Below are 19,291 nucleotides of genomic sequence, written 5' to 3'. Positions count from 1 at the left end.
GGGGCCTATGTTCGGAGCATGAGCAACCCGACCGTTCTCTCTATCGTCCTGGCGGGCGGTGAGGGCAAGCGCCTGATGCCTCTCACGGCCGATCGAGCCAAACCTGCGGTGCCGTTCGGTGGCACCTACCGGCTGATCGACTTCGTCCTGTCCAACCTCGTCAACTCTGACCTGACCAAGATCTGCGTCCTGACCCAGTACAAATCCCACTCGCTCGACCGGCACATCGCAGTGACCTGGCGGCTGTCGCCGATGCTCGGTAGCTACGTCACCTCGGTGCCGGCGCAGCAGCGGACCGGCAAGCAGTGGTTCCAGGGCAGCGCCGACGCCATTTACCAGTCCATGAATCTGATCAACGACGAGGATCCGGACTACGTGGTCGTCTTCGGCGCCGACAACATCTACCGGATGGACGTTCTCGCAGATGCTGGACGCCCACATCCAATCGGGGCTGGACTGCACTGTCGCAGGCATCCGGGTACCCCGTTCCGAGGCGTCCGCATTCGGCGTGATCGACGCCGACGAAAACGCCAAGATCAAGACCTTCCTGGAGAAGCCCGCCGATCCTCCCGGCCTGATCGACAGCCCGGAGGAGTCCTTCGCGTCGATGGGCAACTACATCTTCACCCGCAAGGCCTTCGTCGAAGCGCTCAACGATGACGCCAACGCCGACACCAAGCACGACATGGGTGGCAACATCGTCCCCGACTTCGTCAATGCCGGCCGGGCCGGGGTGTACGACTTCACCCGCAACGCGGTGCCCGGCGCCACCGAACGCGACCTGAACTACTGGCGCGACGTGGGCACCATCCAGGCCTACCACGCGGCCCACATGGACCTGATCTCGGTCGATCCCGACTTCAACCTGTACAACCGCCGGTGGTCGATGTTCACCGAGCAGTTGCAGGCTCCGGGCGCCAAATTCACCCTGCGCGGCAACGCGGAGGATTCCATCGTCAGCGCCGGCTGCATCATCTCCGGCGGCGACGTGGACCGCTCGGTGCTGTCGCCGAACGTGGTCGTCGACAAGTGGGCCAAGGTGGAGGAGTCGGTGATCTATCCGGGCTGCCGGATCGGCCGCAACGCCGTCGTCCGCCGGACCATCCTGGACAAGAACGTGCACGTGCCGGACGGCGTCGAGATCGGCGTGGACGCCGAGCACGACAAGGCACGCGGCTTCTTCGTCGAGGACGGCGTCACCGTGGTGCCGAAGAACTTCCCGATTCCCAGCCCGTAGTCGCCCCCGTCCACTCGCAGCCATGATCGGCCGGCCCGGACCCCCGGGCCGGCCGTTCGGCGTCCAGGCTTGCCAGCCGCCGCAAAGCCCTCCCTAACTACTTCTGCCCTCCCACATGCGGGAGGGCAGAAGTAGTTAGGGAGGGCCTAGCGGTGCCGGGAAGCCGACGGCGCGGGGGATCGAGGACGGTGGCGTCAGGCCTTGACCGCGACCAGCAGGCCGTCGCCGACGGGCAGCAGGGTGGCGGTCAGTCCTTCGATGTCCTGGACGGCTTGCAGCGCCTCGCGGATGATCACCGTCTCGTCGTCCTCGTTGGACTCCTCAGCCAGCAGTCCCTTCCACAGGGCGTGGTGCAGCACCAGCAGCCCGCCGCCGCGCAACAGCCGCTGGGACTGGTCGACGTACTCGACGAACTCCAGCGGGTCACCGTCCACCACAACCATGTCGTAGGCGCCGTCGCTGAGCTTGGGCAGCACGTTGAGCGCCGAGCCGGCGATCAGCCGGGCCCGCCGCGGCGGGACGCCCTCGGCGGCGAAGATCTGCCGGGCGGCGACCTGGTGCTCGGTCTCCAGGTCGATCGAGGTGAGGATGCCGTCCGGCGCCATGCCCCGGATCAGGGCCAGCCCGGAGACGCCCGCGCCGGTGCCGATCTCGACCACGGCCCGGGCGTTGATCAGCCGGGCGAAGAAGGTCAGCGCGGAGGTGACGCCCTGGCTGGCCGGCGTCAGCGCGAGTTGGCGGCTGGCGGCGCGAGCCAGCCGCATGGTGTCGTCGTCGGGGACGAACGATTCAGAGAAGGCCCAGGACGGGGACGGGGTGGCGGCCTTGGCGGCCGGGCGCGATGCAGGACTCACGGGGGCAGCCTATCGAAGGCACCCCCGGCCTGACTGCCGGGTGTTCCCAACCGGACCGGTCCGGACGCGGGCGGGTCCGCTGCCGGCCGATCATGCTGCGCCGTTACACTGCCGTCATGCCCCAGCCCGTGTTCGGCCGCCTGCTCACCGCAATGGTCACACCGTTCGATGCCGACGGTGGGATCGACCTGGTCCAGGCGCGAAAGCTGGCTGCGTACCTGATCGACGCGCAGCGCAACGATGCGCTGGTGATCAACGGCACCACCGGTGAATCGCCCACCACCAGCGATGCCGAGAAGGCCGAGTTGATCGCTGCGGTGGTCGACGAGATCGGCGACCGGGCGCGGGTCGTCGCCGGTGTCGGGACCAACAACACCCGGCACACGATCGAGCTGGCCAGGCAGGCGGCGGACGCCGGCGCGTCCGGCCTGCTGGTGGTGACGCCCTACTACTCCAAGCCCCCGCAGGACGCCATCGCCGCCCACTTCCGGGCGGTCGCGGACGCCACCGAGCTGCCGGTGATGCTGTACGACATTCCGCACCGGGCCGGCGTCCCGATCCAGACCGCCACCCTGATCGAGCTGGCCGCGCATCCGCGGATCGTCGCGGTCAAGGACGCCAAGGGTGACCTGGTCGCCTCGGCCACGGTGATCGCCGCCACCGATCTGCACTATTACTCCGGCGACGACGCCCTCACCCTGCCGCTGCTCGCCGTCGGCGGGGTCGGCGTGGTCGGCACCTCGACGCACTTCACCGGTGCTCGCGCCAAGGCGATGATCGAGAAGTTCCTGGCCGGCGATCCGGCCGGCGCGATCGCCGACAACGCCGCCCTGCTGCCGGTGTTCACCGGGGTGTTCGCCACCCAGGGCTGCATGCTGGTCAAGGCCGGCCTGGCGGCCCGCGGATTCGGCCCGGCCGTCCTGCGTCAACCGCTGCTGCCGGCCTCGTCCGGCCAGGCGTCCGCCTTCGTCGCCCTGCTGGACGCCGCCGGCCTCTGACACCGCACGCTCCCCGAACTACTTACCGCTCGCCGAACTCTGCGAGCGGTAGATAGTTCGGCGAGCGGTGAGGTGGGGAGACGGCGGACGGCCACCGCGGCAGTTCGCACTACCCTGTGAGCCATGGATTTCAACGCGAGCGAGATCGTCCTCCTGCTCGTGTTGGCCATCATCTTGTTCGGTCCGGAGAAGCTGCCCGAGCTGGCCCGCAAGGCCGCCCGGGTGCTGCACTACGTGCGTCGGATCGCCAATGACGCCCAAGGCAGGCTGCGCCAGGAACTCGGCCCTGAGTACGCCGATCTGCAGCTCGCGGACCTGAACCCGAAGGCCTTCATCGCCAAGCATCTGGGGCCTGATGCCACCGCCGAACTCGACTCGGTGGCCGGTGAGCTGCGCGGCGCCCGGACCAGCCTGGACGATGCGGTCACCGCTCAGCTCGAGGACGCACCCGCGACCGATGCCGACGGGGACGCCGAGGCCGAGCCCACGGAACGCGCACTGCCGCCGTTCGACGCCGAAGCCACCTGACTTTCCGGGCGCGTCCGGGGGACGACGCGCTAACCTCCCAGGGTGACCTCCAGCTCGTCGATCTTCGTGTCCCGGATCAAGGGACTGCCGATGCTGGACGCCAGTGGCGACCAGGTCGGCAAGGTGCGCGATGTCGTCCTGCAGAACCGTCCGGGTAAACGCGCACCGCGGGTGAAAGGCCTGGTCGTCGAGCTGTTCGCATTGCGCCGGATCTTCTTCCCGATGGAGCGGGTGCATTCGATCGACCCCAACCAGGTGATCATCTCGGGGGTGGTGAACACCAGGCGGTTCGAGTCGCGCGAGCAGGAGAACCTGGCCATCGACGACTTGTTCGACCGGACCGTTTTCCGGCGCGGCAATCCGCAGCCGTTCACCATCTACGACCTGGCCATCCGGCAGGCCCGGCAGCGGGACTGGGAGCTGTCCGAGGTCGCCCTGCGCGACCAGTCGCGGCGGCGTCCGTTCGCCAAGCCGCACATCACCATCGTGGCCTGGGACGAGGTGCCCGACTTCACCCTGATCACCGGTCGTGGTGCCGACCAGGTGCTCGCCGCGCTGCAGGAGATGAAGCCGGCCGACGTCGCTCGCGAACTGCACGACATGGACCCGCGGCGGCGCGCCGAGGTCGTCCAGGCGATGGACGACGAACTGCTCGCCGAGGCCCTGGAGGAGTTGCCCGAGGACGAGCAGGTCGAGGTGATCCAATCACTGGAGGCGGAACGGGCCGCCGACGTGCTGGAGGAGATGGATCCCGACGATGCCGCCGACCTGATCGCCGAGTTGGCGCCGGAGTTGGCCGAGGACATCCTGGAGCGGATGGAGCCCGAGGAGGCCGAGGACGTCCGCTCGCTGCTCAGCTACGACGCGTCCACCGCCGGCGGCCTGATGACGCCCGAGCCGGTGATCCTGGCCCCGGACGCCACCGTCGCCGACGCGCTGGCGATGATGCGCAACGAGGAACTGCCGCCGGCGCTGGCCTGCCTGGCGTTCGTCTGCCGGACGCCGCTGGACACCCCGACCGGTCGGTTCCTGGGCGGCGTACACATTCAGCGGCTGCTGCGCGAACCGCCGTCCACGCTGGCGGCGTCCCTGGTCGACAAGGGCATCACCCCGCTGACCCCGAGCTCGGACATCGCGCTGGTGTCGCGCTACTTCGCCACCTATGACCTGGTCTGCGCGCCGGTGGTGGACGCCGAGGGCCGGCTGCTCGGGGCGGTGACCGTGGACGACGTGCTCGACCACATCCTGCCCAACGACTGGCGCGGCATTCAGCTGGATCAGCTGCGGGAAGGGGTGAGCGGTGTCCGGCAGTGACCGCTTGAACACGCCCGGACGGCAGCGCCGGTGGCTGCCCCAGTTGCGGATGGACGCCGAGATGTTCGGCAGCTTCGCCGAGGGCTTCGCCCGGTTCATGGGCACGGCCAGCTTCCTGATCTGGATGACGGTGCTGATCGTGGCCTGGATCGCCTGGAACATGATCGCCAGCGGAAGCTGGCAGATCGACCCGTTCCCGTTCATCTTCCTCACCCTGCTGCTGTCGTTGCAGGCGTCCTATGCGGCACCGCTGATCCTGCTGGCACAGAACCGGCAGGAGGCCCGCGAGCGGGTCAGCCTCGAGCACGACCGCGAGGTGGCCGCGCAGGCCCGCGCGGACACCGACTTCCTGGCCCGCGAGATCGCCGCGCTGCGGATGCGGATCGGCGACCTGGCCACCCGCGACTTCATCCGCGGCGAACTGCGCGACCTGCTCGAGGAACTCGACAAAGGCGAGGACACCGAGGACGGCCCGCGCGGCCCGTCCCGCGACTCCGGACGGGGCAGCGGCCGCTGACCTCGGTCCCGTGGTTCCGGTACGCCGGGGACGGTTCTTTCGGTCCACCTGGGGCTGGCCGGTACGCCGGGGACGGTTCTTTCGGTCCAGGTGGTGCGGTACGCGGCACACCCCGCCGTCGTCCAGCTACGCCCACCGCGATACCCGGACGGCGGCCGGTGAGGCCCGGAGTAGGGTGCTGGCATGCCCGACAACGAACTGCTCGCCGCCGTCCAGGAGGCGCTGGCCGGGGTGGTGGACCCCGAGATCAAGCGCCCGATCACCGAGCTGGGCATGGTGGAATCGGTCACCGTCGACGCCGACGACGTGGTCTCGGTCACCGTGCTGCTGACGATTCCGGGCTGTCCGATGAAGAGCACCATCGAGCACGACGTGACCGCCGCGGTCACCTCGGTGCCGGGCGTCTGTGGCATCAACCTGACCCTGGGCGCGATGAGCGACGAACAGCGCGCCGAGATGAAACGGCAGCTGCGCGGCGGCATCGCCGAGCGCGCCATCCCGTTCGCGGACGCCAACAACCTCACCCAGGTGATCCTGGTCGCCTCCGGCAAGGGCGGCGTCGGCAAATCCTCGGTGACGGTGAACCTGGCGATGGCGCTGGCCGAGCAGGGCAAGTCGGTGGGCGTGCTGGACGCCGACATCTACGGCCACTCGATCCCACAGATGCTCGGGGTGGCGGACGCCACGCCCACGTCCCTGGACGGGATGATCCTGCCGGTGCCCACGATGGGCATGAAGGTGATCTCGATGGGCATGCTGAAGGCGAGCCGGGACCAGGTGATCGCCTGGCGCGGGCCGATCCTCGACCGGGCCCTGCACCAGCTGCTCTCCGACGTGTTCTGGGGTGACCTGGACTTCCTGCTGCTCGACCTGCCGCCCGGCACCGGCGACGTCGCGCTGTCGCTCGGCCAGAAACTGCCGAACGCCGAGGTGCTGGTGGTGACCACGCCGCAACAGGCCGCCGCCGAGGTGGCCGAACGGGCCGGCACGATGGCGTCCATGCTGGAGCAGAAGGTGATCGGCGTGGTCGAGAACATGAGCTACCTGGACGTCGAATGCCCGCACTGCGACAGCACGCACCGGGTGGACGTGTTCGGCAGCGGCGGCGGCGCAGAGGTGGCGAACACCCTGACCACCCGGCTGGGCTACGACATCCCGCTGCTGGCCGAGGTCCCGTTGGACCCGGCAGTGCGGATCGGCGGTGACGACGGCTTCCCAGTGGTGGTGGCGGACGCCGCCAAGCCCGCCGCGCGAGCACTCGCCGGACTGGCCCACACCCTGACCGCGCGCAAGCGCTCGCTGGCCGGACGGTCGCTGAACCTCACCCCGGTCGGCTGAAGCGCGTCAGATCGGGCACCGCTAGCGGTGCCCGATCTGACGCTCTTCCGGATGGCAGTAGGGACAGGTGCTACGACCCGTCCTCGGGTACCTCCAACTCGCCGCTCTCGTACTCGGGCCGCACGATCAGCACATCGCAGCGGGCGCGCTTGAGCACCTCCTCAGAGGTCGAGCCGAGCAGCCGGTCGGCCAGCGAACGATCGTGCAGGGCGCCCATCACGATCAGGTCCGCGTTCTGCTCACCGGCGGTGGCGACCAGCGCCTCGGCCGGTTCGCCGTCGATCAGCAGCGCCGCGGTCACGACGGCGCCCTCCTTGCCGGCGGTCGCCATGGCCTCGGTGAGCGCCAGGCCGGCGGCCTCGCGTCCGAGCACCTGGCCGACCCGGGAGTCGCCGCCCAAGGTGGTCACGTTCTTGGCCTCGTCTCGGCGGGACAGCCTGGCATAGGCGCAGACGATCACCAGATTGGCGTCGTCGTGGTTGGCCAGCCAGGCGGCCCGGCCCACGGTGGGTTCGGCCAGCGACGAGCCGTCCGTGCCCACGACGATGGTGCGATAGTCCTTCATGGTCATCGATCACTCCTTCCGGTCAGTGGCCGGCCATCGGCATGGCGGTGACGTCGTCGACGTCGCGGATGGTTCTGGGCTCCTTGATCCACAGCATCAGCAGTGCGGCGATGGCCAGGAATGCGGCCGAGAACAGGATCGCGTTGCCCGGATTGTCGCCGAGGAAATGGCTGTACACCCAGCCGAAGCTCACCGACTGGATGAGCATCGGGACGACGATCATCATGTTGATGATGCCCATGTAGACCCCGAATCTCGTCGACGGGATCATCCGGACCGCCATGATGTAGGGCACCCCCATGATCGAAGCCCAGGCGATGCCGAGGCCGATGATGGGCACCAGGATCAGGTACTGGTTGGTGATGAACGGCACGGTGCCCAGGCCTGCGGCCGCCAGCAGCAGACACACGCAGTGGACCAATTTCGCGCCGCGCTTCTTGGCGAACGCGACCAGCACGAACGCGACGCTGAAGGTCACGATGTTGTACCAGCCGTTCACCAGGCCCGTCCAGGCGACCGCCTCTTCCTTGCCCTCCTGGGTGTGCGGGAACATCGACTGGGCAATGGTCAAGGCGATGAACTGCCAGTAGATGACCATGCCGTACCACTGGAAGAAGTAGACGACCGCGAGCTTGTGCAGCTCCGGCGGCATGTCCCGGAAGGCTTCGCCGATCTCCTTCAGGGCCGCACCCAGGCCGCCCTTCTTGGCGCGCAGCGCGGCCAGTTCCTCCGGGCTGGGCGGGATCTCGGGCGTCCGCAGCACCGAGACCAGCACCGAACCGATCGAGCAGACTGCGCCGAGCATGAACGAGCCGAGCACCCAGTAGGGGATGCCGGCCGCGGTGCCACCCTCGATGAACTTTTGGAAGACGAAGAGCGACACGTTGGCCAGGGTGATCCCCAGACCGGTGAAGAAGGACTGGGCGAGGAAGCCCTTGCCCAGCTGGGACGGCGGCAGCTTGTCGGCGATGAACGCCCGGTAGGGCTCCATCGCGGTGTTGTTGCTGGCGTCCAACAGCCACAGCAGCAGCACCGCCATCCAGACCGCGGTGACGAACGGGAACAGGAACAGGCACAGGCTGCAGCCGATGGCGCCGATCAGGAAGAACGGCTTGCGGCGTCCCCATCGTGGGCTCCAGGTCCGGTCGGACAACGCACCGATCAGCGGCTGGATCACCAGCCCGGTGATCGGCCCGGCCAGATTCAGGATCGGCAGGTCGTGCGGATTGGCGCCGAGGAACTCATAGACCGGGTTCACCGCGGTCTGCTGCATGCCGAAGCTGTACTGGATGCCGAAGAAGCCGAGGTTCATCACCAGGATCTGCGGCATCGTCATCAGCGGCTTGGTCCGCACGACGCTCACCTTGGCGGTGTCGGTGCTCATGCGGTTGCCCCCTCACTCGTGCCGCGGCCGGGACCAGTGCCGTCCAGGAAGGCGTCCAGCCGGACGAGTTCCTTCTCCCAGGCCTGCCCGTGCCAGCCGGCGACGTCCGGTTCGTAAGGTCCCTGGATGATGCGGACGAGGGTGCGATCGCGGCCCATGTCGTTGAACTCGACCCGCAGCTCGAGAGGCACGTTCGGATCGATCCCCGGATCCCCGGTGATCCGCTCCCGGGAGACGAAGACGTCCGGTTCGAAGTACTCGGTGTAGACGCCTTCGGTCGCGACCCTGGTCGTCGGGTCCGCGTCCCGGATCTTGACGTGGTAATGCCGGCCACCGAGCTCGGTCGTGCCTCGCACCGTCTCGGTTTCGACGTGCCATCCGGGGGAGCCACGCCATCGAACGAGTTGCCGGGGATCTGTCCAGGCCTGGAATACCTGCCTGCGGGGTTTCTCGAATTCGCGCTCTACGGTCACGATCACATTGGCTGTCACGCCTATCCACCTCACTGTGGGGTTGGCACCGAGGCGGTCCCGGCCAGCATCGGCGAGGGCGCATCGTTGCACTGAGTGGAAACCTTCCGTGCCGAGTTTCACAGGCTGTCATCGAAATTTGCAAGAGCTGCCCGAGAATCCGTCGCTTTGTCCAGCTACGGCGGTGTTTCGCGGCCGGCCCGCAGCACTTCTTGCAGTCGATGCGCGCGTCTTGTCGCTTTTATGGCAGTCGTCGTGCGTCGGTCTGCCCGGTAACCCGGTCCCGGGTCGAGCGAGGCGATGTCGTAGGGTTGGCGCGTGACTGGGCTGCCGGACGAACCGAGAAGGCCGCAGCGGACCCGCTTGGCGGACGTCGCCGCCCTGGCCGGCGTCTCGGTGGCGACCGCGTCACGCTCGCTCGGTACCAGCGACAAGGTGTCTGCACAGACCCGCCGGCGGGTCATCGAAGCCGCTCGGGAGCTTTCCTACGGGGCGGCTGCGGAGCCGTCGGCCGACGGCTCGGGTCGGCGCCGCACGGTCGCGATCATCGTGCCGTTCGTAACCCGGTGGTTCTTCGCCAACGCCACGGTGGCCGCGCTCGACGTGCTCCGGGCCGGGGGCTACGACGTGCTGCTCTACCACCTCGGCGATGCGGCCGCACGGGACGACTTCTTCGGGCGGATGCCGCTGGCGTCCCGGGTCGACGGCATCCTGTCGCTGTCGATGCCGCTGACCGAGGTGCACACGCTCGCCCTGCGTGCGCTGAACCTGCCGCTGGTCAGTATCGGCTCGCACATCGACGGATTCCCGTCGGTCGGCATCGACGAGGAAGCCAGCGCGCGGCTGGCGGTCACCCACCTCCTGAACCAGGGCCATCGGCGGATCGGCTTGATCGCCGGACGCCCCGACGACACCCGGTTCGACTTCACCGCGTCGATGAGCCGCCGGCTGGGTTACGAAGAGGCGCTGGCATCGGTCGGGATCGGATTCGATCCGCGGCTGGTGGTGGAAGGCCCGCACGGCATCGACGGCGGTGCCACGGCGATGACCGAGCTGCTGGCCAGGCCGCGACTGCCGAGCGCGGTGTTCGCCGAGTTCGACGAGCTCGCCGTGGGTGCTCTCTGGGCGCTCCGGAGGGCCGGCCTCAGGGTGCCGCAGGACGTGTCGATCGTGGCGATCGACAACGCCGAGATGGCCGAGTTCGTCGATCTCACGACGGTCGCGCAGGACGTCGGAGCGCAGGGCCGGGCCGCCGCCCGGATGCTGCGGCAGCTGCTGGGCGACGAGCCGGGAACTCCGGCTCCGCAGGCGCTCGTCCACCCGGTGCAGCTGCTGCTGCGGGGCAGCAGTTGTCCGCCGAGGTTCTGGCCGCACGCCTCGCCGCCGGCCGAACGGGCGGACGACTGGCTGCCGTCCGATCAACCCCGGCCGGGTCCGGACGAGGCCGACCGGCGACGGACCGGGCCGGGGTGGAATGAACAAGACGGCCCGAACGCTCTCCCTTGATGTCCGCGTCGTCCGGGACGACGCTTTCCGGTAACGCGAATTCACGACCGATGGAAGGAACCCGATGACCCAGCCCAACCCCCGGCTCAGTTCGCTGTTCGAACTGGAGTACCCGCAGTCGGTGGGCAGCTACGACAGCTACGTGCAGGCGCAGGCGGCGGTGGACTTCCTGGCCGACGCCAAATTCGCCGTCCAGAACCTGGCGATCGTCGGCACCGACCTCAAGTCGGTCGAACGGGTCACCGGACGCCGCAGCTGGGGAACGGTGCTGCTCCGTGGCGGCCAGAACGGCATCTCCACGGGTCTGATGGTGACCCTGATCCTATGGTTCCTGCAGCCGCAGGCCAACCCGTTCGTGCTGTTGCCCGGCGCGCTGCTGATCGGCGTGGCGATCGGGGTGGTGTTCGCGGCGATCGGCTACGCGGCGTCCAGGGGAAAGCGGGACTTCAACTCGATCAGCCAGACCGTCGCGGCCCGCTACGAGGTGCTCTGTGAGCACAAGGTGGCCGGCGAGGCGCGGCAGATGCTCGCCACGATGCCGGGTGCCCGAGCGGCGGCATTCGACCCGCGCAACGCCCCTCAGCCCTGGCAGTCCGGACAGCAGCCCGGCGCTCAGTACCCCGCTCAGCCCGCTCAGTACCCGGGCCAGGTGCCCTATCCGGGTCAGCCCACGCCGCCCGCCCAGGGTCAGCAGTATCCGGGCCAGCCTGGGCAGTACCCAGCCCAGCCGTACCCGGCGCAGTCCTACCCGGCCCAGCCCGGCTATGGCGCACCCGCCCAGCCGGCCACACCGGAGCCGTCCGCCGAGCCCGGTGGCCCGCGTCCCTACGGCGCCTATGGCGAGGGTGGAATCGGCGAGGCTCCCCAGTCCGAGAACGACGGACGGACGCCGCGCGGCGACAACTGAGCGCGGGCGTGACGTCGTGCCCGGTCGCGGCGTCCGGCTCGTCGAACAGCGACCGATTCTGGCGTGAGCCGAGGCGGACCAGCCCGGACGCGTCCGGAATCGGTCGCCAGTTCGCCAACCGTGGGCTGGTCGGCCACCTGGACGGCGGCTGAGCCGTAGCGCCGGAATGACGTCGGGACACAGCAATGGGCCGCCCGAGCGGGCGGCCCATGTGCTTGGTCGATCAGTGCAACGCGGTCAGCGCTGGACGTTCTGCTCGTCGATGACCACGGTCTTGGCGATCTTGTCGGCGAAGGTCTGCTTCTTGGCGTCCCACAGCGGGAACAGGAAGCCGAGGGCGCAGACCAGCGAATCGAGGAAGTGTGCGACCGCCCGGAGGATCGCGGTGTTCTGCGGTGGCGTCTGTCCGGAATCCTCCATCACCACCCGCACCTTGGCGATCTTGTGACCGAACGAGTAACCCGTGGTGGCCACCCGGTACCCGGTGTTGTACGCCCACCATCCGACCGCAAGCAGGGTGGACAGCAGATTGGCTCCATAGCCGCTGTTGGGCAGCACCAGGCCGACCAGGAGACCGATCGCGATCCCTGGGACCAGGAAGTCGATCAGGCCGCCGATCGCTCGCCGGCCCCAGGTGGCCAGCACCGGTCCGGACGACGCGTAGGGGTTCGGCTGGTAGCCGCCGCCGTAGGGGCTGGGTGCCGCACCGTATGCGCCGGGGGCGCCGTAGCCGCCGTCCTGGGGCGCGCCGTAGGGCTGCTGTTCCTGGCCGTAACCCGGGGCGCCCTGGCCGTAGTTGCCCTGAGGGGCAGAGCCGTAGCCGCCGGCATTCGGGTCATAGCCGCCCTGGCCGGGTGCCTGCCCGTAGGCGTCCTGGGTGGGCGCGCCGTAGGAGGGTGTCTGACCGAAGCTCTGGTCCGGGGTGGTCGGCGGCTGGCCGTAGCCGGACGAGGCTGCGTCCGATCCGCTGGGGGCGGAGTAGCCCTGCCCGTAGCCGGGCGCGCTGTAGCCACCCTGCGGGGCGTCGGTGCCGCTGGCTCCGCTGGGGGCGGAGTAGCCCTGGCCGTAGCCGGGTGCGTTGTAGCCGCCCTGCGGGGCGTCCGCGCCGCTACCGGTCGTGCCGCTGTCCCAGGCCGGCGGCTGGTAGCCCCCGGAGGGTGCGTCGGTACCGCTCGGACCACTGGGCGCGGGGGTCGATCCGGCGTCCCAGCTGGGCGGGTTGTAGCCGATCGCCTCACTGCCCTGGTCGGGCGCATTGCCGGCAGGGGGATACCCGCCCTGGTTCTGCGTGTTGTCGCCGGACTCGTCCGGCTTGGGGTCGTTGTTCCACGTCTGGTTGCTCACGTGACTCTCCTGGGTTGAGATCAGGTGAAGCCGATCCTACGGCGCGGTGCGGTCCTTACGGGGGCTATGGCACCGGGGTGCGGGCGATAATGGCCCGATGACCTCCGAAAGGGTGCGCGTCGAACGGTCCAGCGCTGGACGCCGCCTGCGATCGCTGGCCATTTTCGGCGCGACCGGTCTCGGCCTGAGCGGACTGGCCGCCACCACGGGGCTCGGCATTCCCTGTCCCTGGCGCGCGCTCACCGGCACCTTGTGCCCGTTCTGCGGTGGCACCCACGTCGGGATGGCGCTGCTGCGTGGCGATCTGGCGGACGCCTGGGCCGCCAACCAGTTCGTGGTCGTGGGCCTGGGTGTGCTCGTCGTGCTCGGGCTGTTCTGGACGCTTGAGGCCCTTGGTGGACCCGCCGTCCGGCCACCCAGGGCGTTGCGCTGGCCGTCCCGTCGCTGGTGGCTGCTGATCGGAGGTGGCGCTCTGCTGTTCGGCTTCTTGCGCAATCTCCAGCCGCTTGCTGGCTGAAGTCATCGCGGCTAGCGGTCGTGCCGTGCACAGGATCCGCCTCCGCGCTCCGTCCCGACGCTCGGCTGTGGCTGGCCGGGACGGAGCGCAGGCTCAGGAGGCCAGTTCCTGGAGTTGCAGCCGGGTGCGCAGGTCGGCGGGCTGCACCATAGCCGCGACGGCGCCGACCGCGTTCGCCGCTTTCGCTGCGGCCTCGGCACCCTTCGTCAGCGCTGCCTTGGCGATCTCGGTCAGGTCCAGCAGCGGACTCGTACTGGTGATCTGCACCGCGGTGTCCTTGTCGGCGAACACCAGGATCTTGCCGTTCCGGACCGGAACGATCGTCACGTCGAGTTTTCCGTCCTTGAACGTGATGATTTGTTCGTACTGGTGGTTGTCGCGCCACCACTGGATGAAGTTGATCACGGCGCCGACGGCCAGCACCGCGGCCAGGACGACCGGTATGAATGGCACCACGGCCCGGCCGGGCGGTGGTTCCTCGACGGTGACCTCCGCACCGTGGCTCCGTAGTTCATCGGCAGCCGCTTCGTAGAGTTCGAGGTCTTCGACGATCGCGGGGTCGAAGGTGATGGTGAGATTGGGCATCTCTGTGTTCCTCCTTGTGGTCTGGGATTCACGCGCCGCCGGGGACGTTGGTGTCGTAGGTCCACGTGCTGGTGTACGCGGGTCGGGTCCGGATCTGCCAGGCGTTGATCCATTGACCGGTGTTGCCGGTGAAGAGGTTGACCGTGTAGCGGACTTCCCTGCAGTAGGCGCCGAGGTCCGTCCAGCCGCCCCACACTCCGCCACGCTGGACGCGGTGTTGGAGTGACACGCAGTAGCCGTCGTCGGGATTGAACAGAGTGAGCTGCGCGAAGCCGTCGTTGTAGTTGCGCCAGTACACGGTGCCCTTCACTCCGCCGCCTGCTGTCAGTGTGGTGACCTCGTCCGTTTCGAGGATGGCGGCGTGAGCCGGTGTTGCCGCCACGACCCCGCCGGCGAGGACAGCGATCGAGGCAACTGCCGCCGCGAGCCTGGTCCGGATGTTCATCTTTGGGGTTCCTTTCCGGCCTCACCCTGAGGCCTCGGCAATGAGCGTGCAGCGCGGGTGCTAAATCTCCGTTAGCCGGGCTACCCTCTGCGCTGAGGGGAGGAGAGTTCATGTCCGGCTCGGCGCCTGCGGCACGGGTCCTTCTGCTGGGTCCGCCGATGGTTGTCACGCCGGCCGCGACGACGCGGGTGACCGGGCCTCTTCAGGTCGCACTGCTTTCACTGTTGGCGGTTCGGCCCGGACGCGTCCTGCGCTCGGATGAGCTGATCGACCGACTGTGGCCGTCCGGGGGCCCCCCGAGTGCGCCCACGGCGTTACGGGTGCATCTCACCCGGCTGCGCGCAATGCTCTCCGCTCCAGCGGCTGTGTCGTTCACCGGTCGCGGTTACGCTCTCGATCCGGCTCTGGTGGACACCGACGCGATGGTCTTCGAGTCGCTGACCGCCGACCTCGCCGACGGGGACGCCGAAGACCGGCTGCGCCGGTGCGAGGAGGCACTGGCGCTGTGGCGCGATCGGCCGTTCGCCGGCCTGGATGATGACGAACTGACCAGCGCCGCGCAACGGCTCGACCAGCGAAGGCTCGCCACCGAGGAGGCGCGGTCGCAGGCATTGCTCGACCTGGGCCGGCACGCCCAGGCCGCGGCGGATCTGATCGTCCTCGTCCGGGCGGAACCGTTGCGCGAGCAGCGGACGGCGCAACTGATGCTGGCGCACTATCGGGCGGGTCGGCAGGCCGACGCTCTGCAGGCCTACCGCGCGCTGCGGGATCGGCTGGCCGGCGAGCTGGGCGTCGATCCCGGTCAGGAGTTGCGGCGCCTGGAGTTGCGCATTCTGCGGCAGGACGCCGAACTGGGCGAAGCCGCACCGGGGGCACCGGCACGACTGGATCTGCGACCGCCACGGACCGTCCGGGTCCTGTCGAAGCCCGCCGAAGCGATGCACGATCTCGCCGACGAACGCCTCAGGGATCTGCCGGAGGATGCCGCCACCCTCGTGCGGCTGCTCGCTGTACTCGGCGAACCGGTCGCGAGGGCGAAGGTCGCGGGTTCGCTCAGTCTGCCGCCATCCAGGCTCGATCGGCTGCTGCAGCTGGGTGCCCGGGCCGGGCTGCTGACTCGCTCCGCGAGCGACGAGGTGTCCTTCGTGCGGCCGGAGCTGGCAGATGCCGTGGTCTGGTCGCTCACGCCGGCGCTGCGGCGCAGGCTGCACGGCACGGCCGGTCAGCTGCTGGCCTGGCACTGCGACGAGCCGGCGGATCTGGTTGGTGCCGCCTGGCACCTGGTGGCCTCCGGGTCGATCGGACGGACGGACCGCTGGTCACTGCTGCACCGCGCACTCGACCTGGCTGCCCGCGTGGGGGCGGACGGCGTAGTCGAGTCGCTGGCCGGCGCCGCCCTGGACGCGGCTCCGGACGAGGGGCAGACCATCGACCTGCGGATCGCGCTGGCCCGCAGCCTTGCGGCCCAGGGCCGTCCGGCCGAAGCGACCCGGGTCTGGCAGGTTGCCGTGGCCGAAGCGCGGGCGACCGGCAACCCGACTCGCTTCGCGCTGGTGGTCCTTGCGCGCAACTGGCAGCGGCGCAGCGTGGACGGGTCGGCGGAGCTCTGCGCCCTGCTGACCGAAGCACTCGAGCGACTCGGACCGGGCAGCAGCGCCGTGCGGGTCTCCGTCCAGGGGTCGCTGCTGCTTGAGGCCGTTCTCTTGGGACGGCCGGGCATCCTCCTCGAGAACGACTTGGACCAGCTGCAATCGGACGCCGCCGCGATCGGCGATCCTGAGTCGCTTGCGACGGTGTTCAACGCACGCCACGTACTGATGCGCGGCACCGCGGCGCAGGCCGCTCGCCGAGGCTGGGCGGCGCAGCTGTCGGCCACGGTCACAGACGTCGGCGACCCCTGGTGGCGCGCCCGGGCACTGGTGGCGCGCATTTTCGACTGCTACACGGCCGCTGACCTGGCCGAGGTGGAGAGCCTCTGCAAGCGGCTCAAGCGCGAGGCGAGTCACGCAGTGTCGCACCGCATGCTCTGGCATCACCACCTGACGATGGCATCGCTGCAGCGCGACCGCGGCAATGTCTCCGAGGCAGACCGCTGGGCCGAGGAAGCGATGCTGCACGGTGCCGCTCGTGGCATCGGCGACGCTCGCCCCGCGATGGTCCTGCATCGACTGCAGGTCGCCTTCCAGTTGGGCGGTGTGGCGCGGTTCCTTCCCGAGATCGACGCATTCCTGGCCTCCCGTCCGGACGAGTTGGTGGCGCTCGGTTTGCGGTCGCTGGCGCTCGCTCAGACCGGCGATGCCGAGGGCGCGTCAGCGGCCGCGAGGCGTGCCCTCAGCCAGGTGGACATCGCCACTGCCGACGAAGGGGTAGGCATGACCCTCGGCGTGCTGGCGGAGGCTTCGACCGCCGATGCCGTGCTGGCCTCGCAGGTGCACACCAGACTGCTGGGGTACACCGGTCAGTTCCTGGTGTTCGGCCAGATCAGCGCCAGCTTCGGGCCGGCCGACCGGTTCTTGGCCCTGGCCGCCCGGACGATGGGCGACCACGCCGCGGCCCGTCGGTTCCTGGCCGCCGCTCACGCGCAGAGCGTGGTGGCCGGCGCCGATGCCTGGGTCGCGAACTGCGCCGCCCTCAGTAGGGCGGAGGCCCGGGCTTGAGCAGTACCGCGACCGGATCGAGCGACGGCGACCGGAACAGGTCCCCGGGTGTGACCCGGTCGGCCTCGACTCCCGCCGGAGACAACGTCTGCTGCGCCAGTTCGGGGTCGATTCGAGCATTGCGGTCGCGGAGCCCGGCAATCAGCTCCGCCTCCTCGTCGACCTCCTCCGCGGACCACGGTCCGGCGTAGCCGTCGGCCGGGGGTGCCAGCGTCAGGGGACTCTCGATCTGCAACTCGAGGCCGGCGCGGGTGAGTGCGCGGTAGACGAACTCCGAACAGGTGAGGGCGAACTCGTTTGCTTGCACTCTGCCGTGAGCGAGCTTGGCGGCGGCCAGCAGCGTGCGGTGCAGCCAGCGCAGAAAGGTGTCGGTCATGCCGGGTCCCGGCTCGCCGCCCTGGCGAAGCTGTTCCTCGTAGCTGCGCCGCAGTGCGGACGGGGCCAGCCAGATCATGTCCATGACGGCGAACTCGTGCTTCGGGCTGACGAACCGGTTCACCGAAGCCTCAAGATCTGGCACCTGGCTGGGATCGAAGGCCCGGGGCCGCAGGGCGCGGACGGTGTGCGTCCGCGGACTGTGCGCAAGGTAATCGTGCAGGCCGAAGATCGTCACCGCCGTGTCGCGCGGATGGTTCTGAGTGTTCTCGCCGGCATCCGCCAGTCGACCCTCCGAGAGCACCACCGCACAATGATTGGCTGGCGCGTTGTCGGCGAATTTGATGAGGTTCGACAGCCAGATCAGCGTATCGAAGATGAGCACGTCGCCAGCTCTCAGCGATTGCACGAAAGCGCGGGCGTCCGTCGTCACCAGCACGTTATCGCTTTCCCAGTTTCCCATCGCGCAGCCTCCCCGGTGAGTGATCGATGGTCGGAGGGGATGCCCCCGCCGATTGGCGGGAGCATGCCACCGAACGAAGTGCTGATCAATGCGGCGTTCGCCGGTTGAGCTGGTGGCCGGACCGGCTCTCCACCTGTTCACCGAATGATGATCCGCGTTCCTTAACGCTGCCTTAGCACCACCCCGGAATCCTTACCCACACGGCCCAAGCCAGGGCAGTGAACCGATGGGAGGATCGGATGATCGACAAGCGGGCCGGCAACGGCCGATGGGGAATCGCGATGCGGGTGGTGGCGGGACTGGGCGGTAGCGCCCTACTGCTCTCGGCATGTGCCGGCGCGCCGGCGTCCGGACCGGCGGCAGCCGGATCGACCACTGCCCCGACGGCGGGCGCGGTCCCGACACAGGGCACGCCGCAGGCCGACTGGGCCGGCACCATCTGTGCTCAGCCGGAGATAGCCGCGCTCCGCAAGGCCACCAAAGGCGACGTTCCGACTTCCCGTTACGTCGGCTTCGGCGGCGGCAACAAGTATGGCCCCGCGATGGAGTATTGCAGCGTTCAGGAGTGGACGATCGGCGTCACGATGCTCCCGTTCGACAGAAAGAAGTTCAAGGCGATGGTAGACCGGGAGAAGGCCTCATCGGCCTTCAAGTCGGCGAAGATCGGCGATGGAGCGTTCACCCTCTATGGAGGGGCGAGAGGGTTCGCCCAGACCGGTGATGTATTGGTGTCGGCCTCGTTGGGTCCGACGCTCGACCGGCGAGACCAGAAGGCCTTGACCGCGCTGCTGAAGGTTGCGGTAGCCGAGGTCGCCAGGGCGGCTCGGCCCAGCCTCACGGCGGGCGACGGCCTGTGTTCGGCAGGCTCGGCGACCGCAACCGAGGCACTGGGGGTCGAGCCGATGATCCGCCGCGGGAGACTGTTCAACAACGCCCTCACCTGCCTGTGGGGCACCGGCACGAAGTCCGTGACGGCCGGCACGTTCAAGAGTTCCGACTATGTGAGCGCAGAGGAGGCGGGCTTCAAGGAAGTTACCGGCCTGGGCTTCAAAGCCGGCTGGGTCGGCTGGAGCGACACGCTGAAAGTCCAGCTCGCCGCCGACCGGGCCGCCTACGTCAGCGTGGGCACTGCCGGCAAGGACGCTGCGGTCGCCGTATTCAAGGCCATGGAGCCGGTTTTCACCGGCATAGCCACCGGGTGAGGGACCGTCGATGTGCCGGCGGCAGGGTGGTGACCTGCTGCCGGCGTCCGACCGATTGGCGCCTCGAACGCGAAATCCAGGCCAA

18 protein-coding genes and 2 pseudogenes are annotated in these 19,291 nt (G+C 69.0%); 12 read left to right on the top strand and 8 right to left on the bottom strand.

The features are described from left to right. Nucleotides 1-18 precede the first annotated feature (18 nt). Nucleotides 19-1,237: pseudogene (glgC, locus tag QM711_RS16335) on the top strand (glucose-1-phosphate adenylyltransferase). A 194-nt stretch (nt 1,238-1,431) separates the two neighbouring features. On the opposite strand, the gene QM711_RS16330 reads toward glgC, so the two are convergent. Beyond that, complete coding sequence (locus tag QM711_RS16330; protein WP_415101241.1) at nt 1,432-2,091, bottom strand: O-methyltransferase; 660 nt, start codon at nt 2,089-2,091, stop codon at nt 1,432-1,434. Nucleotides 2,092-2,207: 116 nt separating this feature from the next. Between QM711_RS16330 and dapA the strand changes: the two genes are divergently transcribed. From dapA to QM711_RS16305, 5 genes are all read left to right on the top strand, one after another. Next, nucleotides 2,208-3,089: a 4-hydroxy-tetrahydrodipicolinate synthase gene (gene dapA, locus QM711_RS16325; protein ID WP_415101239.1), complete on the top strand. Its 882-nt coding sequence runs from the start codon at nt 2,208-2,210 to the stop codon at nt 3,087-3,089. A 123-nt stretch (nt 3,090-3,212) separates the two neighbouring features. After that, nucleotides 3,213-3,617: a sec-independent translocase gene (locus QM711_RS16320; protein ID WP_415101237.1), complete on the top strand. Its 405-nt coding sequence runs from the start codon at nt 3,213-3,215 to the stop codon at nt 3,615-3,617. 42 nt (nt 3,618-3,659) lie between these two features. After that, a complete protein-coding gene (locus QM711_RS16315; RefSeq protein ID WP_415101235.1) occupies nt 3,660-4,931 on the top strand; it encodes a magnesium transporter MgtE N-terminal domain-containing protein in 1,272 nt (423 codons plus the stop codon). Next, a complete protein-coding gene (locus QM711_RS16310) occupies nt 4,918-5,448 on the top strand; it encodes a DUF1003 domain-containing protein (protein WP_415101233.1) in 531 nt (176 codons plus the stop codon). The genes QM711_RS16315 and QM711_RS16310 overlap by 14 nt, the downstream gene beginning before the upstream one ends. A 183-nt stretch (nt 5,449-5,631) precedes the next feature. Further along, nucleotides 5,632-6,786 carry an Mrp/NBP35 family ATP-binding protein gene (locus tag QM711_RS16305; protein ID WP_415101231.1) on the top strand — a complete coding sequence of 385 codons (1,155 nt, stop codon included), beginning with the start codon at nt 5,632-5,634 and terminating at the stop codon, nt 6,784-6,786. A gap of 70 nt (nt 6,787-6,856) precedes the next feature. Here the strand turns inward: QM711_RS16305 and QM711_RS16300 are convergent, their stop codons facing one another. From QM711_RS16300 to QM711_RS16290, 3 genes are read right to left on the bottom strand one after another with little or no spacing between them, the layout of a single operon-like run. Beyond that, nucleotides 6,857-7,357: a universal stress protein gene (locus tag QM711_RS16300; protein ID WP_415101229.1), complete on the bottom strand. Its 501-nt coding sequence runs from the start codon at nt 7,355-7,357 to the stop codon at nt 6,857-6,859. A gap of 16 nt (nt 7,358-7,373) precedes the next feature. After that, a complete protein-coding gene (locus tag QM711_RS16295) occupies nt 7,374-8,735 on the bottom strand; it encodes an MFS transporter (protein WP_415101227.1) in 1,362 nt (453 codons plus the stop codon). After that, on the bottom strand, nt 8,732-9,208 hold the full coding sequence (locus QM711_RS16290; protein WP_415102288.1) for an SRPBCC family protein: 477 nt from the start codon (nt 9,206-9,208) through the stop codon (nt 8,732-8,734). Before QM711_RS16290 ends, QM711_RS16295 begins: the two co-directional genes overlap by 4 nt. A 315-nt stretch (nt 9,209-9,523) precedes the next feature. On the opposite strand from QM711_RS16290, the gene QM711_RS16285 reads away from it, so the two are divergent. The 3 genes and pseudogenes from QM711_RS16285 (at nt 9,524) to QM711_RS16275 (ending at nt 11,770) form a co-directional block, all read left to right on the top strand. Continuing rightward, complete coding sequence (locus tag QM711_RS16285; protein WP_415101225.1) at nt 9,524-10,711, top strand: LacI family DNA-binding transcriptional regulator; 1,188 nt, start codon at nt 9,524-9,526, stop codon at nt 10,709-10,711. Nucleotides 10,712-10,775: 64 nt separating this feature from the next. Then, nucleotides 10,776-11,276 (top strand): annotated as a pseudogene (locus tag QM711_RS16280) (general stress protein); the annotation flags it as partial. Nucleotides 11,277-11,626: 350 nt separating this feature from the next. Beyond that, nucleotides 11,627-11,770, top strand: coding sequence for a hypothetical protein (locus QM711_RS16275; protein WP_415101223.1), 144 nt, complete (start codon nt 11,627-11,629; stop codon nt 11,768-11,770). 85 nt (nt 11,771-11,855) lie between these two features. Here the strand turns inward: QM711_RS16275 and QM711_RS16270 are convergent, their stop codons facing one another. Beyond that, nucleotides 11,856-12,962, bottom strand: coding sequence for an RDD family protein (locus QM711_RS16270; protein ID WP_415101221.1), 1,107 nt, complete (start codon nt 12,960-12,962; stop codon nt 11,856-11,858). Between the two features lie 97 nt (nt 12,963-13,059). On the opposite strand from QM711_RS16270, the gene QM711_RS16265 reads away from it, so the two are divergent. After that, nucleotides 13,060-13,479, top strand: coding sequence for a DUF2752 domain-containing protein (locus QM711_RS16265; RefSeq protein WP_415101219.1), 420 nt, complete (start codon nt 13,060-13,062; stop codon nt 13,477-13,479). A 93-nt stretch (nt 13,480-13,572) separates the two neighbouring features. Here QM711_RS16265 and QM711_RS16260 read toward each other — a convergent pair whose 3' ends face one another. Both QM711_RS16260 and QM711_RS16255 read right to left on the bottom strand, forming a co-directional pair. Then, nucleotides 13,573-14,064, bottom strand: a complete 492-nt coding sequence (locus tag QM711_RS16260) for a hypothetical protein (protein ID WP_415101217.1) — start codon at nt 14,062-14,064, stop codon at nt 13,573-13,575. Nucleotides 14,065-14,092: 28 nt separating this feature from the next. Beyond that, nucleotides 14,093-14,509: a hypothetical protein gene (locus QM711_RS16255; RefSeq protein ID WP_415101215.1), complete on the bottom strand. Its 417-nt coding sequence runs from the start codon at nt 14,507-14,509 to the stop codon at nt 14,093-14,095. Nucleotides 14,510-14,667: 158 nt separating this feature from the next. On the opposite strand from QM711_RS16255, the gene QM711_RS16250 reads away from it, so the two are divergent. Beyond that, nucleotides 14,668-17,166: a BTAD domain-containing putative transcriptional regulator gene (locus QM711_RS16250; RefSeq protein ID WP_415101213.1), complete on the top strand. Its 2,499-nt coding sequence runs from the start codon at nt 14,668-14,670 to the stop codon at nt 17,164-17,166. Here QM711_RS16250 and QM711_RS16245 read toward each other — a convergent pair. Then, complete coding sequence (locus QM711_RS16245) at nt 17,141-18,004, bottom strand: hypothetical protein (protein ID WP_415101211.1); 864 nt, start codon at nt 18,002-18,004, stop codon at nt 17,141-17,143. The two genes, QM711_RS16250 and QM711_RS16245, sit on opposite strands and share 26 nt — an antisense overlap. 239 nt (nt 18,005-18,243) lie before the next feature. Between QM711_RS16245 and QM711_RS16240 the strand changes: the two genes are divergently transcribed. Continuing rightward, the gene (locus QM711_RS16240) at nt 18,244-19,206 is read left to right on the top strand and encodes a hypothetical protein (RefSeq protein ID WP_415101209.1); all 963 of its coding nucleotides are present in this window, start codon (nt 18,244-18,246) and stop codon (nt 19,204-19,206) included. Nucleotides 19,207-19,291 lie beyond the last annotated feature (85 nt).

It is taken from the genome of Micropruina sp. (assembly GCF_047602385.1).
Lineage (GTDB): Bacteria > Actinomycetota > Actinomycetes > Propionibacteriales > Propionibacteriaceae > Micropruina.
The sequence above is the reverse complement of the archived record's forward strand: the minus strand, read 5'-3'. Positions and strand labels throughout refer to the sequence as shown.